This is a genomic window from Hwangdonia sp. (assembly GCF_048381975.1).
In the GTDB taxonomy this organism is placed as follows: Bacteria; Bacteroidota; Bacteroidia; order Flavobacteriales; family Flavobacteriaceae; genus Hwangdonia; species Hwangdonia seohaensis.
Genome location: NZ_JBLWYT010000003.1, coordinates 182,425 through 197,567, shown reverse-complemented (window position 1 = coordinate 197,567; position 15,143 = coordinate 182,425). Strand labels below are relative to the sequence as shown.

Below are 15,143 nucleotides of genomic sequence, written 5' to 3'. Positions count from 1 at the left end.
TTTTAATTTTTTAATAAATAACAATTATCTTTCAATTGAATATCCTTTCCGTCATAAAAGTCAATTTCCTTTTTTAAATTTTCAATGAATTTTGGTTCATTTATCGGACATATTTTCATAAACTTACTTTTAATTATTAACTCTCCAGACTTATCATAAATTGAAATCACTGCGTTGTTTTTATGATAATGCAACCAATCCACGTTAAACCAGTTTCCGTTTCCATTGCTTTCAATCCAAAATGCGGTTTTTGGTATTCTTTCCGTTCCTTTTAATTCACCTTGAATCTGTTCCGTTCGGTCAGTTTTATTGTTAAATTCCGTAATTCCGTTTTTTTTAATTACAAAAATGAAAAGTCCAATGACTAAAGTCAGAATTACACTTGCGGAAATTAAAATCCGAAGTGTTAATTTTTTCGGGCTATACATTCGATTTAGTTTTAAAAATTCCGAATACCCATTTTAAGTTTATAAAAATCAAAATCAACAAAACTATTCCTATAATGATAAATTCATTCGTCGGTAAGTTTTTAAAAGTCGGACGTTGTATTTTTTCGATAAATGCAATTGAATAAGCAAATATTAAAAGACCAGTCAGAAATACAAGGATTGATTTTCCTATAAACTTAATTGTATTCAAAATTTGAGGTTTATTCATTCGGTTTGTTGGTTTGGTCAAATTGCGTACAACGGTTTTGGCTATGGTTTCGTTGCGTGAAAATCCCCTAGGATTTTCCGCCGTAAACCGAAGATATCAAATTTGCGAGGACTTTACGCAAGGAAAGTCAAGAGCAATGAACTAAGGCGTTGTTGCCAACTGGATTTTTAAAATTTTTTATAATATGTTTTTTCAGTTCCTAAATAGCCTACTTCGGGTTCGAATTCTAGTGGATAAAGCTTTCTGCCTTTAATCAAAAGTGTTCTTGTCATCCATTCAGTTATAAGTAAGTCAGTGTATTCGTCACTTTCAGATGCGTAGATTTCAATTCCGTTCTTTTCCGTTTTTGGTTTAAAAATTGAGTCAGTCAGTTTGAGTAATGGTTTACTATTTAATTCAATTTGAAAAATGTCTTTAAGTTGAATTTTATTCACTTTTGTTTTAGGAATTATTAAAATTCCGTTTTCGTCCGTTTTTAAATATTTACCATCATTTACTGAAACGTACCAATCCAAACTATCAATGTCTTTTTCTCCTTTTCTAGCTACTCTTTGTAGAATTATCTGGATTTTGGTTGAATCGGATTCTTGATAATCAGATTCCATTATTTTAGATTTGGACGCATAAAGAACTTTGTCAGGCGATAGTTTAAGAGTATCCCCAACTTTTTGATAATTTCCGGTTAATGTTCCACTACCTAGAATGTCCTGATGATACTGATATTCAAAAGTTCCGTTTTCATTGAATTTATACACAAAACAATTCGGTCCGTATTTACAGATTTCGTGTTTATATTTTCCACTGATTTGAGCGCTCAAAGTCAGTGAAATCAATAATATGAATATTTGAATTGTTTTTTTCAAACTTGTTGCCAACTCATTATATAATAACTTTTATTACTCATATCCCCTAAATAAGTAAAGATATGATATGTTATTTGTCGTTGTTATCACGTAAATATAATTAATTTTTCTTACAGAATTACACTAAAAAAGGTATCACTATTTAATCTAATCTTTCTTTATAGCATTCAATGGTGTGTTAAATATAATCTCATGCTTTTTTGCAGTTAACCTTAATGTATTGATACGTGCTTTATCAAATTTTTCAACGTCTTCTTTTTCAATTTGAAAGTCGATTCTGGTTATAAATCGGTTCGATACATTTGAATGATCCGATTGAAACTCATCCATATCCGATTTTAAATCCAAATTAAAATCGGTGCCTTCAATGTTAAGTTTAGCACCTTTCATGGTTTTAATTTTAAAAGCACCCACAATTATGGTAATGACGTAATGGTAGCCACCAAGTTCTTTAGTGCTGGCATATAGCACGTTTTTTTCAGATATGGCAAATGCGTCATCTGTAATGGAATTGATGATGTCTTCGGTGTGGTTGTCAACATGAGTGCGTTCCATGGCACGCCAATTTCCAAAAGCGGCCAAAATTTTGTCCAAGTTAAATTTCATATTCTAAGTTTCAACAAATCTAGATATAAATTTTATCATATAGTTTGGTTAAGACTTCAAGTGTTTTTTTGAGTTTACTAATTAATTACCAAAAGGCTTAATGGTATGTATGGTATCTTTTTTTTAGATGTCCAACTAGAAAATTCGTCCGTAATAGTTTAAATCTACTATGTCTCCTTTTGTTGTTTTATAATCTCTTCGTATTGTGCCTTCAAATTCAAAACCATTTTTAAGTGCCACATTAATACTTCCGAGATTTGTGGAGTTTGCCCGACATAGTAGTTTTTTGAATTTATATGTCTCTAAAAGATAATCTATAACCAAACCTAAAGATTTTGATATAACGCCCTGACCTTCGTAATTTATGTCTATAAAATAACCAATTTCTGCTTTTGGAATACTCCAATCAATATTTTTAACATCAACCAAACCAATTAGCAAATTGCTGTTTAAATCATAAATAGTAAAAGGAAAGTAACTTTTATTTTTAACTTTTTGCTCAATTGTTTTACAATAATTAGCGGTATCTTCTAAAGTTTTTGTTTTTGAAAGTGTACCAGCAAAAAAATCTTCTAAACGATTTCTATTCGCATCAATTAAACTAAAAAAATCATCATATTTATTAGAGTCAAAAGATGTTATTTTAAAATTTGTAAATGTTTTATTCATTTTAAAAATAAATTGTAATCACATTTTAACAACTTGAGCGTTGTACATAAAAGAATCTTGCCAACGCTTAAAGCGGGCATCAAATTTATCAGCAAAAACCAAATATTGGCATTTGCCTATACTTTCTGGCGTACGGGTGGCTTCTGCAAAATTATTGTTTCTAAATAAAAAATCGGCGTCTTCAACAATGCAAATTTGTAGCTTATTCAAATTAATGCCGTTTAGGTAAAACAATCTGTTCAATCGTTTTGGTGTGGCAATCACGATGTCGGTGCCTTCGTAAATCTCGTCGCGCTGTATATCGATACTGTGTTCGTCGTAAGCGCAGTACACCCTTAAATCGGTGCCGCGTTTAAAGGCATTAAACTCTAACTCTAAATTTAAAGCGGCTTGTTTGTCTTTTACAAAAATTAAGGCTCTTGGTGCATCTTCAACGGCATGTTTTAATTTCTGGATAACGCTAATAACGATGCTTGTGGTTTTGCCACTTCCCTCTGGGGCGATAACAAACAAACTTGCACCTCCTTTTATGTTGGGTAATATTTGTTTTTGAAGCGGTAAAGGTTCTTTAAATCCTTTGTGATTAATGGCATCTGTTAGCGGTTCAATTAATTTTTTAAAAGACATATAAGATTTTCTTTAAGCTGTAAAGGTAGGTTTTTAAATACCTACGAGTATTAACGCTTAATTGATTTTTAGAAAATAATTAGTTTACTTTTGCCCCATGCAAAACAACAACACTTATAAGTTTGAGTTTGTCGCTTTAATGGCGTCATTAATGTCTATTGTGGCTTTATCCATCGATGCTTTATTGCCGGCTTTACCCGAAATAGGGTATGATTTAGGGGTTACAAATCCGGCCGACAAACAACTGCTTATCACCATGATATTTTTGGGTTTGGGTTTTGGGCAACTCCTTTTTGGACCGCTTTCAGATAGTTTTGGAAGAAAACCCATAGTTTATATTGGATTTCTCGTTTTTATTGTGGCAAGCATTATCTGCGTAACGACTAAAAGTTTTGAGGTGATGATTTTAGGGCGGATACTACAGGGCTTTGGGCTATCGTCTCCCAGAAGCCTGAGTATGTCTATGATTAGGGATTCTTTTAGCGGTAACTATATGGCAAAAATACTATCGATTGTGGTTATGTTTTTTATTTTGGTACCGGTGGTTGCACCAACTTTAGGCCAGCTTTTGCTCTATCTTTTCAACTGGAAATCGATATTTCATTTTAACTTGATATTTGGCGTTTTAATAATGCTTTGGTTTTGGTTACGGCAACCCGAAACACTGCCCCAAAGCAAGCGTATTAAGTTTAACAGTCGCCTGTTTATTGATGGCGTAAAAGAGTTTTTTAAGTATAAAGAAGCGGTGGCTTTTACTATGGTTTCCGGTTTTATTACGGGGTCTTTTTTGGTGTATTTAAGCACCTCGCAACAAATTTTTCAAGAGCAGTATAATTTGGCAGAAATGTTCCCGTATATTTTTGCGAGTTTAGCGATTTCCGTAGGTTTGGCAACCTTTTTAAATAGCCGGTTTGTGGTTAAATATGGCATGTTGAAAATTGCCTTTGTGTCTTGTATAGCTTACGCTTTAATTTCGGTTTTATATGTGGTTTTGTTTTCATCGGGAGAAAACCCGAGTATCACCGTTTTGTTGAGCTTTTTTGCGTTACAGTTTTTTGCCGTTGGTTTTTTATTCGGGAATTTACGCGCCTTAGCCATGCAACCTTTAGGGCATATTGCCGGGATTGGCGCTGCTTTAAATGGATTTGTTTCAACGGTTATGGCAGTGCCCATCGCCAACTATATTGGAGGTTTTGTAACCACTTCGGTATTGCCGTTATTTATTGGGTTTTCTATATTTGGAGTCCTTTCTCTATTGGTTTTTATTATCGTGAAGAGAAAAGTTACATTTATAAATACATAAGTTATAATTTATAAATAGTGTGTTTTTATAACATCGATATGCCAGATTTCGTGACCAAGAATAATGAAAGCGGCAGCTCGGGCAGATAGGGTGTTTTCTGAAGCTGTTCCAACAAATTTTAAATCTTCGTTGCTCAAACTATTTAATAAGGTGATGGAATTTTTCCTAACTGACGAATATTCCAAAAGTAACGTTGCCATAGATTTTTTATGGGCTTGAGAAGGCATAATATAATCGTCTTGATTGAAACCAGGCAATGGTGTTTTATCATGTCTTGCGATACGAAAGCAGCGATACATAAAAACACGTTCGGTATCTATAATATGCTGAAAAACTTCTTTTACACTCCACTTGCCTTCTGCGTATCTGTATTCTAATTTTTCTGATGGAACGGAATGAAAAAATTGCAGTACATTATCTAAACCTTCAGTAAAACCATCAATTAAAGCCAAGTTTTCCGGAAGCTTTTTAATATAAGGACCATAATATGAATTGTATTCGGTGGTATTTAAATCTTTTACTGTCATAATTACGGGTTTAAATTTTAGCTTGATAGGTGTATAAATCGTAATACCTGCCACGTTTTTCAATTAACTCGTCATGCTTGCCTCTTTCTACAATATGGCCAGCTTCAATAACTAAAATTTGGTCGGCCTTTCTTATGGTACTTAGGCGGTGCGCAATGACGATAGTGGTTCGGTCTTTAATCAATTCGCTTAAACTTTTTTGAATAAGCGCTTCACTTTCGGTATCTAAACTTGAGGTTGCTTCATCTAATATAATAATTTTTGGATTTGCCAAAATAGCCCTTGCAATAGCTAAACGCTGACGTTGCCCTCCGGATAGTTTTACACCTCTTTCGCCAATTAAAGTTTCTAAACCATCATCAAACCTATCGGTAAATTCATTTACATAAGCGGCTTTTACGGCGTTTTGTAATTCTGCTTCGGTAGCATTTGGCCTTGGAAACATTATGTTTTCTTTTATAGTGCCTTCAAATAAAAATTCGTCTTGTAAAACCACGCCCAAATATTTACGATAACTACTCAGTTTAACTTTTGATAAATCTTGATTATCGATAGTAACTTTGCCGAGTTTTGGTGTTAAAAACGTAGCCGATAGTCCTGCAATGGTTGATTTACCAGAACCCGAGCTTCCCACCAAAGCCGTTACAGAGCCTGCGGGTGCTTTAAAGTTGATATTATGGAGCACTTCTTTACCTGCTTCATAAGAAAAAGAGACATCTTCAAACTCAATATTTCCATGAAGTGTTTCTAGTGTAATGTCTCGATCTTGGTTATCTTCTTCCGAGGTCATATTCATCAATTCTTCGGTTCTATCCAAACCCGCCAATGCTTCCGTTAATTGGCTGCCAATATTGCTCATTTGTACAATGGGCGCAATCATAAAACCGAGTATTAAGGTGAAGAATAAAAAATCGCCGGTTGTCATTTCACTTTGAATCATATAATAACCTCCAATTCCCATAATACCAGTGGTAGCAACACCAATTAAAAAGGTAGAAGCGCTTGTCATAAATGCAGTAGCCGTTAAGCTCTTTTTTACATTTTTATATAATTTTTCAACACCTTTTTCGAAAACCAAATTTTCTTGATTTTCAGCATTAAAAGCTTTTATAACCCGAACTCCCGCTAAAGTTTCCGTTAGCCTGCCGGTTACTTCGGCGTTAATCTTTCCTCGAATTCTAAAAATAGGACGAATATATTTGAAGGCCCTTAGTGCGATGTAACCGAATATAGAAAGCGGAACAAATACAAAAAGTGTCATCCAAGGGTTTAGTTTTATTAAAATGATGAGTGACACAATGGCTGTAAAAGAACCGCCAACCAACTGTACCAAACCAGTGCCAATAAGGTTTCTTACGCCTTCAACGTCACTCATAATTCTGGAAACCAAAGCGCCCGATTTTGTATTGTCGAAAAAACTAATTGGTAAAGTCAGAACTTTTTTCTGCACTTGAGCCCGCAATTCGCTTATTAGATATTGTGCCTGTACACTTAATATGCGCGTTAATAAAAATGATGTTACCGCTTGAATTGTTATGGCGCCTATAACGATGGCAATTAAATAATACAGTTGCGTATAATCTTTGTTTGGAACAACATCGTCTAGCAAAACCTTACTCTGCCAAGGCAAAACCAAACCTGCCAAACTTTTTATAACTATTAAAATTAAACCAATAAAAACAAGATTTCGCCGTGGCCAAATAATGGTTTTAAAAGCTTGTGCCATGGTTATTTTCGATTGTGTTTTAGGGGATTTTATATTGTGTTTCATTCAGTTTCGTATTAAAAGATCTTTTTTCCGATAGGTAATTGGTGTAAATGTAAAATTAAAAAACCACTCAAAAGGAGTGGTTTTTTAATTTATAATAAGAATTATAAACAATTTTACTACATGCGTTTCGCCTTTTTTGCTAGTTTGGCAGCCTTTTTCTCTTTTGGTGTTAAAAGGGGTTCTTTTTTTACGTTTTTCTTTGCGTCTTGAGATTTTGCCATATTTTTATTCACTTTAAGTGTTAATTGAACAAGGTAGTTAAATTTAGGTTTAATTATTTACCTTATTACAAATATTAAGTTAAAGTTGAATAATAACAATGTTGCTTGTTGATTTCTTATATTTACGAGTATAATTTTAGTGTTAATGATAGAAAATAAATTAGGCAAATCACTTTCAAATGGTGCAGTTAAAAATTTTAAGATGAACCATTTGAAAGCTTCAATTGAAGGCAAACTACTGCTGAATTTTAAACATATTTAATATACAAAACACAGCATTTTAATGAAAAATTCTATAGCAGAACGTGTCAGTGATTTTTTGAAGAACCATCCGCCCTTTGACTTATTGGACGCTAAAAAACTTCTTAATATAGCAGAGGAAGTGGTTATTATTTATCTGGAAAAAGGCGATGTTTTGTTTAAACAAGGCACCAGTTTTAACAATCACTTTTATATGGTTAGAAATGGTGGCATCAGCTTAACATATTCCAACAATAACACGCAAGAAGTTGTTTCCATTAGTGATGCCGGCGATATATTTGGAGTAAGGCCTCTTATCGCCCAAGAAAACTATAAACTTACCGCGTCTGCTCACGAAGAATCCATAGTTTACGGCATACCTATTGACAGTTTTAGGTTGGCGGCCGAAAACAATTCCAAGGTATATAAATATCTTATTACAGCCTTCGCAACCAATGCTTACGACGCTTATACCACCAAAGAAACCCATGAGATTTTTGTAGATTACCTTCCCAGTAATTCGCGAGATATTGCTAATTTTCAAACGGCCAATTATACCAAAAAACCTGTTACATGTGGTGTTAATTCATCATTAAAAGAGGCCGCTTTAAAAATGAGCAAAAACAAAATTGGGTATATAGTTGTTATCGACGACACTAAAAAACCAGTAGGTATTATTACAAATAGCGATATAAAAAATAAAATCGCGACGGGTATATTTCCTATTGATACGGTGGTAACCAACATTATGAGCTCGCCCGTTATAACAAATAAAAGAAACCTAACCGTTGCAGATGGCCAATTGCAAATGATAAAACATAATATTGCCCACTTGTGTATTACCAAAGACGGTACGGTAAATTCTAAATTGGTAGGCGTATTAACAAATCACCATATTTTGGTAGCTTTGGGCAATAATCCAACGGCCATTTTAAAGGAAATAATACGGGCAAAACGCACAAAAAAATTGCGTAATGCGCGACTAAAAGCCGACACGTTACTCAAAAACTATTTAGAACAAAACATTCCCATTACACATATTACAAAGGTAATTTCTAAAATTAACGACGCCCTTACGGTAAAGGCGATAGAAATTGCGCTACCGAAAATGCCAACACCTCCGCCCGTAAAGTTTTCGTGGCTGGCCATTGGGAGCCAAGGCAGGAAAGAACAATTGCTGTACACCGATCAGGACAATGCCCTTGTGTTTGAAGATGTGCCCGAAGCAAAATACGAGGAAACCCAAGCTTATTTTTTAGAGCTTTCAAAATATGTTACAAAATCATTAAATAAAATAGGATTCGAATATTGCGAAGCCGATATGATGGCGAGCAATAGTGCCTGGTGCAAATCTATTTCTGAATGGAAAAGCCAATTTAAGGAATGGATATTAACACCCGGTGAGGAGGCTGTGCTGTTATCTTCTATTTTTTTTGATTATAGTATGGTTTACGGAAGTCAAAACCTAACCGATGAGATAACGGATACCATTTATGAAGCATTGGAAGAAAGCAATTTGTTTTATAAACTATTGGCGCAAGATGCCGTAAAAAGCCCTTCGCCCTTAGGGTTTTTTAAACAGTTTTTAGTAGAAAAAAATGGAGAACAAAAAGATATGTTCAACATAAAAAACAGAGGGCTTATGCCTTTAGTTGATGCAGCGCGGTTACTGGTGTTAACCAAACATATAAAAGGCATAAACAATACTTTTGAACGTTATGAAAAACTAGCCGAAATTGAACCCGCTAATAAGGAGTTATACGAATCTTGCTCTTACGCCTTTAAAGCACTTACAAAGTTTAAAACAAAACAAGGTTTGCAACACAATAACTCTGGAAAATTTATTGATTTGGAAACACTGTCCAAAGAAGAAAAATTAAAGCTGAAACGCTGCTTTAAGCCTATTGATGAAATCCAAAAAACGCTAATTCTAAGGTTTGATTTAAAAACTTTACCAATATGATATTAAATTGGTTTAAACGAAAAAAAAGAAACTATCCCGATTTTTGGTTGCGCTATTTAGAGACTTTCAGCAATACTAAAAAGGAAACTATAGCAACTACCAGATTTGTGGCCTTTGATACGGAGACCACTGGATTTGACAAAAAAAAGGATAGGGTATTATCTATTGGGGCTGTTTCTATTTTAGATAAATCGATTGAAGTAAACAAAAGTTACGAGGTGTATTTGAAACAAGATGTTTTTAGTAACAAAACCGTCGAGATACATGGCATATTAAAAACAGGGTCTTTAAAAAAAGTCTCTGAATTGGAGGCTGTTATATCTTTTTTAGCGTATATAAAAGATGCTGTATTGGTAGCGCACCACGCCAATTTCGATAAAGACATGGTGAACGAAATGCTATTGAGACATGGCTTAGGAAAATTAAAAAATGAATTTATAGATACGGGTTATTTGTTTAGTAAATCTAAGCATATTATATATCGGGAAAACCTAAAAGACCATTACACATTAGACGATTTATGTGCCGAACTTAATGTGCCAAAAGTAGATAGACACACAGCGAGTGGCGACGCCCTTATTACGGCCATTGTGTTTTTAAAGATATTAACGCGATTAAATAGGCGCAAGCACTTAAATTGGGATTATCTTTTAAATAAATGATGCATAATTATTGGACTAGGGCAGTTAGTGTGTCGCATCGCCCGCACCACTAGGAATTCTAATTTTCTCTACAATTTCCTGTACGTCTTTTGGCGGTGCTTTAGTAAATTTCATAATGGTAATGGACACTATAAAATTAAGCACCATGGCAACGGAACCAAAACCTTCGGGAGAAATGCCAAACCACCATTCGCCTTTATCCGGTAGCACGTCATCAAACCAACCCAATTTATATTTAATCATGTACAGCAACATCGCCGTGATTCCAACAACCATTCCCGCAATAGCACCTTCTTTATTCATACGTTTGTAAAAAATCCCTAAAATAATGGCAGGGAAAAACGAAGCAGCTGCCAAACCAAAAGCCAATGCAACCACAGCGGCGACAAACCCAGGCGGGTTTATGCCAAAATACCCAGCAACACAAACCGCTCCCACAGCCGATAAGCGCGCTGCAACCAGTTCGCCTTTTTCAGAAATTGACGGTTTGATTATTTTTTTGATTAAATCATGAGATACCGACGATGAAATCACCAACAACAAACCTGCTGCTGTTGATAGTGCTGCCGCTAATCCACCAGCGGCAACCAAAGCTATAACCCAATTTGGGAGTTTCGCAATTTCGGGGTTTGCCAATACCATAATATCTCTATCGACAGTTAATTCGTTTTTATTTTCATCGGCCACGTAAGAGATTAATCCGTCTTCATTTTTGTCATTAAACGTGATAAGTCCCGTAGTTTCCCATTTTTTAAACCAATCCGGCACATCTGCATACGGTTGGTTTGAAACGGTTTCAATCATATTCGTTCTGGCAAATACGGCTACCGCTGGTGCTGTGGTATATAAAACAACAATTAAAAGCAATGCGATTCCTGCGGATTTTCTGGCGTCCTTAACCCGTTTTACGGTAAAGAAACGAACAATAACATGAGGTAAACCGGCCGTTCCAACCATTAAAGCAAGTGTTATTGCAAAAACATCTATTAACGATTTGGAGCCTTCGGTATATTCGGCGAAGCCCAACTCGGTACTCAATCCGTCTAATTTATCCAATAAATACGTTCCGGAACCATCTGCCAATTCACTGCCAAATCCCATTTGCGGAATGGGGTTTCCCGTCATTTGAATGGAAATAAAAATAGCAGGCACCATAAAGGCGAATATCAACACACAATATTGAGCCACCTGTGTATACGTGATGCCTTTCATTCCGCCTAAAACGGCATAAAACAAAACGATAAGCATGCCTATGATGACGCCCGTATTGATATCGACTTCCAAAAAGCGGGAAAATACGATACCAACACCGCGCATTTGTCCGGCAACATAGGTAAACGATACCAGTAAAGCACAAAACACAGCCACGATACGCGCCGTTTTTGAATAATATCTGTCGCCAATAAAATCGGGAACGGTAAACTTTCCGAACTTTCGTAAATAGGGTGCCAGCAATAATGCGAGCAGTACATAGCCACCTGTCCATCCCATTAAATACACGGCGCCATCGTATCCGGCAAACGATATAATACCCGCCATTGATATAAAGGATGCAGCACTCATCCAATCGGCTGCCGTTGCCATGCCGTTGGCCAAAGGCGAAACGCCTCCACCGGCAACATAAAAATCTTTTGTAGAACCAGCTCTGGACCAAATGGCAATTCCAATATATAAGGTGAAGGTTAAGCCAACTAAAATGTAGGTCCAATTTTGAACGCTTATCTGTTCGGCTATCAATAAACTATTCATCATAGCCATATTTTTTATCGAGTTTGTTCATTAATCTAACGTAAATGAAGATTAGGATAACAAACACGTACATAGACCCTTGTTGTGCAAACCAAAACCCGAGTTTAAATCCGCCTACTTTTATTTCATTTAAAATATCCTTAAAAATGATACCAGCGCCGAAAGATACCAGAAACCAAATGGTAAGCAGTATGAGTACAATTTTTATATTTTCTTTCCAGTACGCTTTAGGTTTGTTTTGATGGGTCATGCTTTATTTTCTTTTAAACGTTTTTTATAAGCAGCCAATTCTTTTACAACTTTTGGTGCCAATATGATAGTGGATAACATGGTTGGGATTGCCATTAAAGCAAACACGCCATCGATAAGATTTATCATCATATCCAAGGTTGTGGTTGCACCTAAAATAATACTGGCAATATAGAAATAGTTGTAGTAATGCATTTTATCCGCTCCGATTAAAAACGACAAACATTTTGAGCCATAATATGAAAATGAGAACAATGAAGATATACTAAACACCGCAATACAGACCAAAAGCAAATACTTGCCAAATCCAGGCATGGCATTACCAAAAGCATTGGCGGTTAAGCTCACACCGTTGTCGGCCGTGGTTTCCCAAACACCGGTAACCAAAATGGCTAAAGCGGTAAGTGTACACACAATTAAGGTATCGATTGCTGGTCCCAACATAGCTACTAAACCTTCGCGAACAGGCTCGTCGGTTTTTGCAGCGCCATGGGCTAGGGGAGCGGTACCAATACCCGCTTCGTTTGAAAAAGCACCACGTTTAATGCCCAATAAAATCAATCCGCCTACAACACCGCCAAAAAAAGCATCGCCTTTAAAGTTATTGGCCGCAAAAGCATCCGTAAAAATCATGGCAAAATACTTTGGAACCACATCAATATGTACAACCAAAATAATCATAACAGAAACAAAATAAAGCAGTACCATGGACGGCACGAGTTTAGATGCCGTTTTGCTGATACGCTTAATACCGCCAAGTATTACCACGGCTGTAATACTAACCAAAACCAGTCCAACAATTAAGTTAGATGAGAACCCAACTTCCACGCCATTTGGTGCAAGTAAAATATGGTTAATAGCTTGCGTGAGCTGATTGACATTAAAAACGGGCAAAGCCCCAACCAAACCGCACACACTAAACATAATAGCCAGAGGTTTCCAAGATTTGCCCAAACCTTCCACAATAAAATACATGGGGCCGCCTTGTAACTCGCCATTGCTGTCTTTACCTCTAAACATAATGGCCAAGGTTGAGGTAAAAAATTTGGTGGACATTCCAACCACGGCACTAACCCACATCCAGAAAACAGCTCCCGGACCACCAATGGAAATGGCCACGGCAACCCCTGCAATATTCCCCATGCCAATAGTAGACGACAATGCCGTAGTTAAAGCTTGGAAATGACTGATTTGCCCCGGGTCGTTTGGGTCGTCGTACCTGCCGCGAAGCACTTGAATGGCATGCCCAATTAAACGAAATGTTCCGAACCTTGAGCGAATAAGTAAATACAAACCGCCACCAATAAGAAGTATAAGCAAAGGCAATCCCCAAACTGCACTGGAAAAATCGGCAGTCAGTTGTGTAAGTTGTTCCATAAAAATGAATTAGTTTTCGTTATAAATGTATGAAAGATGCGTGAAACTATTAAAAATGTTTATACTTTAATAGGAATATGTCATAAAATTTATTGAAATAAAAATTACCTTAGCGTACGTTACTAGCTAATTAAAACACGCTTTTGTATGGCATACGACGAATTTTTAGCCGATAGGATACGGCAACAATTAAAAGAAAAACACGTGATTTTTACCGAACTGAAAATGATGGGTGGCCTATGTTTTAAGGTCGATAACAAAATGCTTTGTGGGATACATATCGATAAGAAATTTGGCGATAGTTTGCTTATGGCCAGAGTTGGTGAAGAAGCTTATGCACACGAAATTAACCATACCCATTGTTTACCCATGGATTTTACGGGTCGCCCCATGCGCGGCTATATTTTTGTAACCCCAGAGGGTTTTGATGCCGAAGTTGATTTGTCGCGTTATTTAGATTTGTGTTTGGCCTTTAATCCTTTGGCAAAAGCGAGTAAAAAGAAAAAATAATTAAGACTTTAAGTTTTATATTTGTTGATATTTATGCTTATTTCTATAGTTGGCCACCATTTAAAATGCCACAATCCTAATAATGATAATTGCAATAGACGAATCCGGTAGTTTTAATAAAGATTCAAATGATTTAAATTTATTTGTTGCTGCCCATATATTGTCTGAAAATGGACAATTGGAAATAAAGAGAAAACAATTTGAAAATTGGGAAAATGGCATTGCAGAAAAATTTATAGATAAAAATGGCGAAGTTAAGGGACAATTATTGGGTAAAGTTGAATTAAGAGATTTTCTAAAGAATGTGGTTCTTCAAAAACCTGAAGTTGGATTTTCAATTGTATCGATAATTCCAAAAAATAATAATTCAGAGGTAATAAACAAACATCATCGTTCGCAAATCGTGCAATTAGATTACAGCAAAGAATTATTTATAGAAAATAATGCGATTAAGAAAAACGTGAATTTTTTTGACCAATTCACAAAATGGCTGAATAAAAGAAATGAATCACAATTTCTTAAAATGCTTTGTTTAAAAAACTGTATTTATGAAAGCTTCTATAATGGTTTTGTCTTTGGCATTATAACTGAATTGAACGATGAGTTAATAAATCTCAAATTTAAAATAGACAATGATTTCATTTCCAACGACAACAAATATTGGAAAGGTTATCTTCTCAAATTCCTTGAGGAACACAGTAAAAGAAAACTTATACCAATATTAGATACTTGGACGGATAATCACCCTGTAATTCAAAAATATGTGAAAAACGGTAGATTTAATTTGAATATCCCGTTTAAGGAAAATCTTGATTTTTTTGATTCTAAAGATAATTTTGAAATTAGAATTGCAGATATTGCTGCTATAATTGTAAACAGAAATTTTAATTCGCAAGGATATAAATCTCTATACCAAAGTTTAAGAAAAAGATTATTAGGAAAAGATGGTCATTCCCAATTAGTTTTTAATGATTTTAATTTTGATAAAACAATGGAACAATTTAAGAGAGATTCCGAAAAGAAAAAAGGTGGTTAACAACGAACCAAGTTAAAAAACAAGTAATTTTAAGCTAATTTAGAAACAAGTTCTCATCATAAGGTAATCCGAATTTAGCAATGGCAAAAGCTTGTTTTAACAACTTGTTCACT

15 protein-coding genes are annotated in these 15,143 nt (G+C 35.3%); 5 read left to right on the top strand and 10 right to left on the bottom strand.

Annotation, left to right across the window (positions count from 1 at the left end):
* Nucleotides 1-2: 2 nt before the first annotated feature.
* The 5 genes from ACN5J7_RS07045 to ACN5J7_RS07025 form a co-directional block, all read right to left on the bottom strand.
* Complete coding sequence (locus tag ACN5J7_RS07045; protein ID WP_418603347.1) at nucleotides 3-428, bottom strand: hypothetical protein; 426 nt, start codon at nucleotides 426-428, stop codon at nucleotides 3-5.
* A gap of 396 nt (nucleotides 429-824) precedes the next feature.
* The gene (locus ACN5J7_RS07040; RefSeq protein WP_418603346.1) at nucleotides 825-1,520 is read right to left on the bottom strand and encodes a hypothetical protein; all 696 of its coding nucleotides are present in this window, start codon (nucleotides 1,518-1,520) and stop codon (nucleotides 825-827) included.
* 147 nt (nucleotides 1,521-1,667) lie between these two features.
* Entirely contained in the window at nucleotides 1,668-2,126 is a 459-nt protein-coding gene (locus tag ACN5J7_RS07035; RefSeq protein ID WP_418603345.1) for a hypothetical protein, read from the bottom strand.
* Nucleotides 2,127-2,261: 135 nt separating this feature from the next.
* A complete protein-coding gene (locus ACN5J7_RS07030; RefSeq protein WP_418603344.1) occupies nucleotides 2,262-2,795 on the bottom strand; it encodes a GNAT family N-acetyltransferase in 534 nt (177 codons plus the stop codon).
* Between the two features lie 18 nt (nucleotides 2,796-2,813).
* On the bottom strand, nucleotides 2,814-3,422 hold the full coding sequence (locus tag ACN5J7_RS07025; RefSeq protein ID WP_418603343.1) for a DEAD/DEAH box helicase: 609 nt from the start codon (nucleotides 3,420-3,422) through the stop codon (nucleotides 2,814-2,816).
* Nucleotides 3,423-3,519: 97 nt separating this feature from the next.
* Here ACN5J7_RS07025 and ACN5J7_RS07020 point away from each other — a divergent pair, with 97 nt between their 5' ends.
* The gene (locus ACN5J7_RS07020; protein ID WP_418603342.1) at nucleotides 3,520-4,725 is read left to right on the top strand and encodes a multidrug effflux MFS transporter; all 1,206 of its coding nucleotides are present in this window, start codon (nucleotides 3,520-3,522) and stop codon (nucleotides 4,723-4,725) included.
* A gap of 8 nt (nucleotides 4,726-4,733) precedes the next feature.
* Here the strand turns inward: ACN5J7_RS07020 and ACN5J7_RS07015 are convergent, their stop codons facing one another.
* Both ACN5J7_RS07015 and ACN5J7_RS07010 read right to left on the bottom strand, forming a co-directional pair.
* Nucleotides 4,734-5,252 carry a DinB family protein gene (locus ACN5J7_RS07015; RefSeq protein WP_418603341.1) on the bottom strand — a complete coding sequence of 173 codons (519 nt, stop codon included), beginning with the start codon at nucleotides 5,250-5,252 and terminating at the stop codon, nucleotides 4,734-4,736.
* A 10-nt stretch (nucleotides 5,253-5,262) separates the two neighbouring features.
* On the bottom strand, nucleotides 5,263-7,023 hold the full coding sequence (locus ACN5J7_RS07010) for an ABC transporter ATP-binding protein (protein ID WP_418603340.1): 1,761 nt from the start codon (nucleotides 7,021-7,023) through the stop codon (nucleotides 5,263-5,265).
* Between the two features lie 504 nt (nucleotides 7,024-7,527).
* Between ACN5J7_RS07010 and ACN5J7_RS07005 the strand changes: the two genes are divergently transcribed.
* Nucleotides 7,528-9,447: a DUF294 nucleotidyltransferase-like domain-containing protein gene (locus ACN5J7_RS07005; RefSeq protein WP_311940269.1), complete on the top strand. Its 1,920-nt coding sequence runs from the start codon at nucleotides 7,528-7,530 to the stop codon at nucleotides 9,445-9,447.
* Complete coding sequence (locus ACN5J7_RS07000; RefSeq protein WP_311940271.1) at nucleotides 9,444-10,109, top strand: 3'-5' exonuclease; 666 nt, start codon at nucleotides 9,444-9,446, stop codon at nucleotides 10,107-10,109. The genes ACN5J7_RS07005 and ACN5J7_RS07000 overlap by 4 nt, the downstream gene beginning before the upstream one ends.
* 24 nt (nucleotides 10,110-10,133) lie before the next feature.
* On the opposite strand, the gene ACN5J7_RS06995 is transcribed toward ACN5J7_RS07000, so the two are convergent.
* Genes ACN5J7_RS06995 through ACN5J7_RS06985 form a run of 3 tightly spaced genes read right to left on the bottom strand, consistent with a single transcriptional unit; the run spans nucleotide 10,134 to nucleotide 13,484 of the window.
* Nucleotides 10,134-11,831 (bottom strand): sodium:solute symporter family protein, encoded by a 1,698-nt coding sequence (locus ACN5J7_RS06995; RefSeq protein WP_418603512.1) that lies wholly within the window; start codon nucleotides 11,829-11,831, stop codon nucleotides 10,134-10,136.
* Nucleotides 11,832-11,850: 19 nt separating this feature from the next.
* Nucleotides 11,851-12,108 (bottom strand): DUF4212 domain-containing protein, encoded by a 258-nt coding sequence (locus tag ACN5J7_RS06990; RefSeq protein WP_311940273.1) that lies wholly within the window; start codon nucleotides 12,106-12,108, stop codon nucleotides 11,851-11,853.
* Nucleotides 12,105-13,484, bottom strand: coding sequence for an alanine/glycine:cation symporter family protein (locus ACN5J7_RS06985; protein ID WP_418603339.1), 1,380 nt, complete (start codon nucleotides 13,482-13,484; stop codon nucleotides 12,105-12,107). Before ACN5J7_RS06985 ends, ACN5J7_RS06990 begins: the two co-directional genes overlap by 4 nt.
* Before the next feature lie 147 nt (nucleotides 13,485-13,631).
* On the opposite strand from ACN5J7_RS06985, the gene ACN5J7_RS06980 reads away from it, so the two are divergent.
* The gene (locus tag ACN5J7_RS06980) at nucleotides 13,632-13,994 is read left to right on the top strand and encodes an RNA methyltransferase (RefSeq protein ID WP_418603338.1); all 363 of its coding nucleotides are present in this window, start codon (nucleotides 13,632-13,634) and stop codon (nucleotides 13,992-13,994) included.
* An 82-nt stretch (nucleotides 13,995-14,076) separates the two neighbouring features.
* On the top strand, nucleotides 14,077-15,030 hold the full coding sequence (locus tag ACN5J7_RS06975; RefSeq protein WP_311940279.1) for a hypothetical protein: 954 nt from the start codon (nucleotides 14,077-14,079) through the stop codon (nucleotides 15,028-15,030).
* Nucleotides 15,031-15,143 lie beyond the last annotated feature (113 nt).

Excerpts from the sequence above, each read along its gene's own strand:
- ACN5J7_RS07045 (WP_418603347.1), bottom strand. The coding sequence starts at position 428 with ATGTATAGCCCGAAAAAATTAACACTTCGGATTTTAATTTCCGCAAGT.
- ACN5J7_RS07035 (WP_418603345.1), bottom strand. The coding sequence starts at position 2,126 with ATGAAATTTAACTTGGACAAAATTTTGGCCGCTTTTGGAAATTGGCGT.
- ACN5J7_RS07030 (WP_418603344.1), bottom strand. The coding sequence starts at position 2,795 with ATGAATAAAACATTTACAAATTTTAAAATAACATCTTTTGACTCTAAT.
- ACN5J7_RS07025 (WP_418603343.1), bottom strand. The coding sequence starts at position 3,422 with ATGTCTTTTAAAAAATTAATTGAACCGCTAACAGATGCCATTAATCAC.
- ACN5J7_RS07020 (WP_418603342.1), top strand. The coding sequence starts at position 3,520 with ATGCAAAACAACAACACTTATAAGTTTGAGTTTGTCGCTTTAATGGCG.
- ACN5J7_RS07015 (WP_418603341.1), bottom strand. The coding sequence starts at position 5,252 with ATGACAGTAAAAGATTTAAATACCACCGAATACAATTCATATTATGGT.
- ACN5J7_RS07010 (WP_418603340.1), bottom strand. The coding sequence starts at position 7,023 with ATGAAACACAATATAAAATCCCCTAAAACACAATCGAAAATAACCATG.
- ACN5J7_RS07005 (WP_311940269.1), top strand. The coding sequence starts at position 7,528 with ATGAAAAATTCTATAGCAGAACGTGTCAGTGATTTTTTGAAGAACCAT.
- ACN5J7_RS07000 (WP_311940271.1), top strand. The coding sequence starts at position 9,444 with ATGATATTAAATTGGTTTAAACGAAAAAAAAGAAACTATCCCGATTTT.
- ACN5J7_RS06990 (WP_311940273.1), bottom strand. The coding sequence starts at position 12,108 with ATGACCCATCAAAACAAACCTAAAGCGTACTGGAAAGAAAATATAAAA.
- ACN5J7_RS06985 (WP_418603339.1), bottom strand. The coding sequence starts at position 13,484 with ATGGAACAACTTACACAACTGACTGCCGATTTTTCCAGTGCAGTTTGG.
- ACN5J7_RS06980 (WP_418603338.1), top strand. The coding sequence starts at position 13,632 with ATGGCATACGACGAATTTTTAGCCGATAGGATACGGCAACAATTAAAA.
- ACN5J7_RS06975 (WP_311940279.1), top strand. The coding sequence starts at position 14,077 with ATGATAATTGCAATAGACGAATCCGGTAGTTTTAATAAAGATTCAAAT.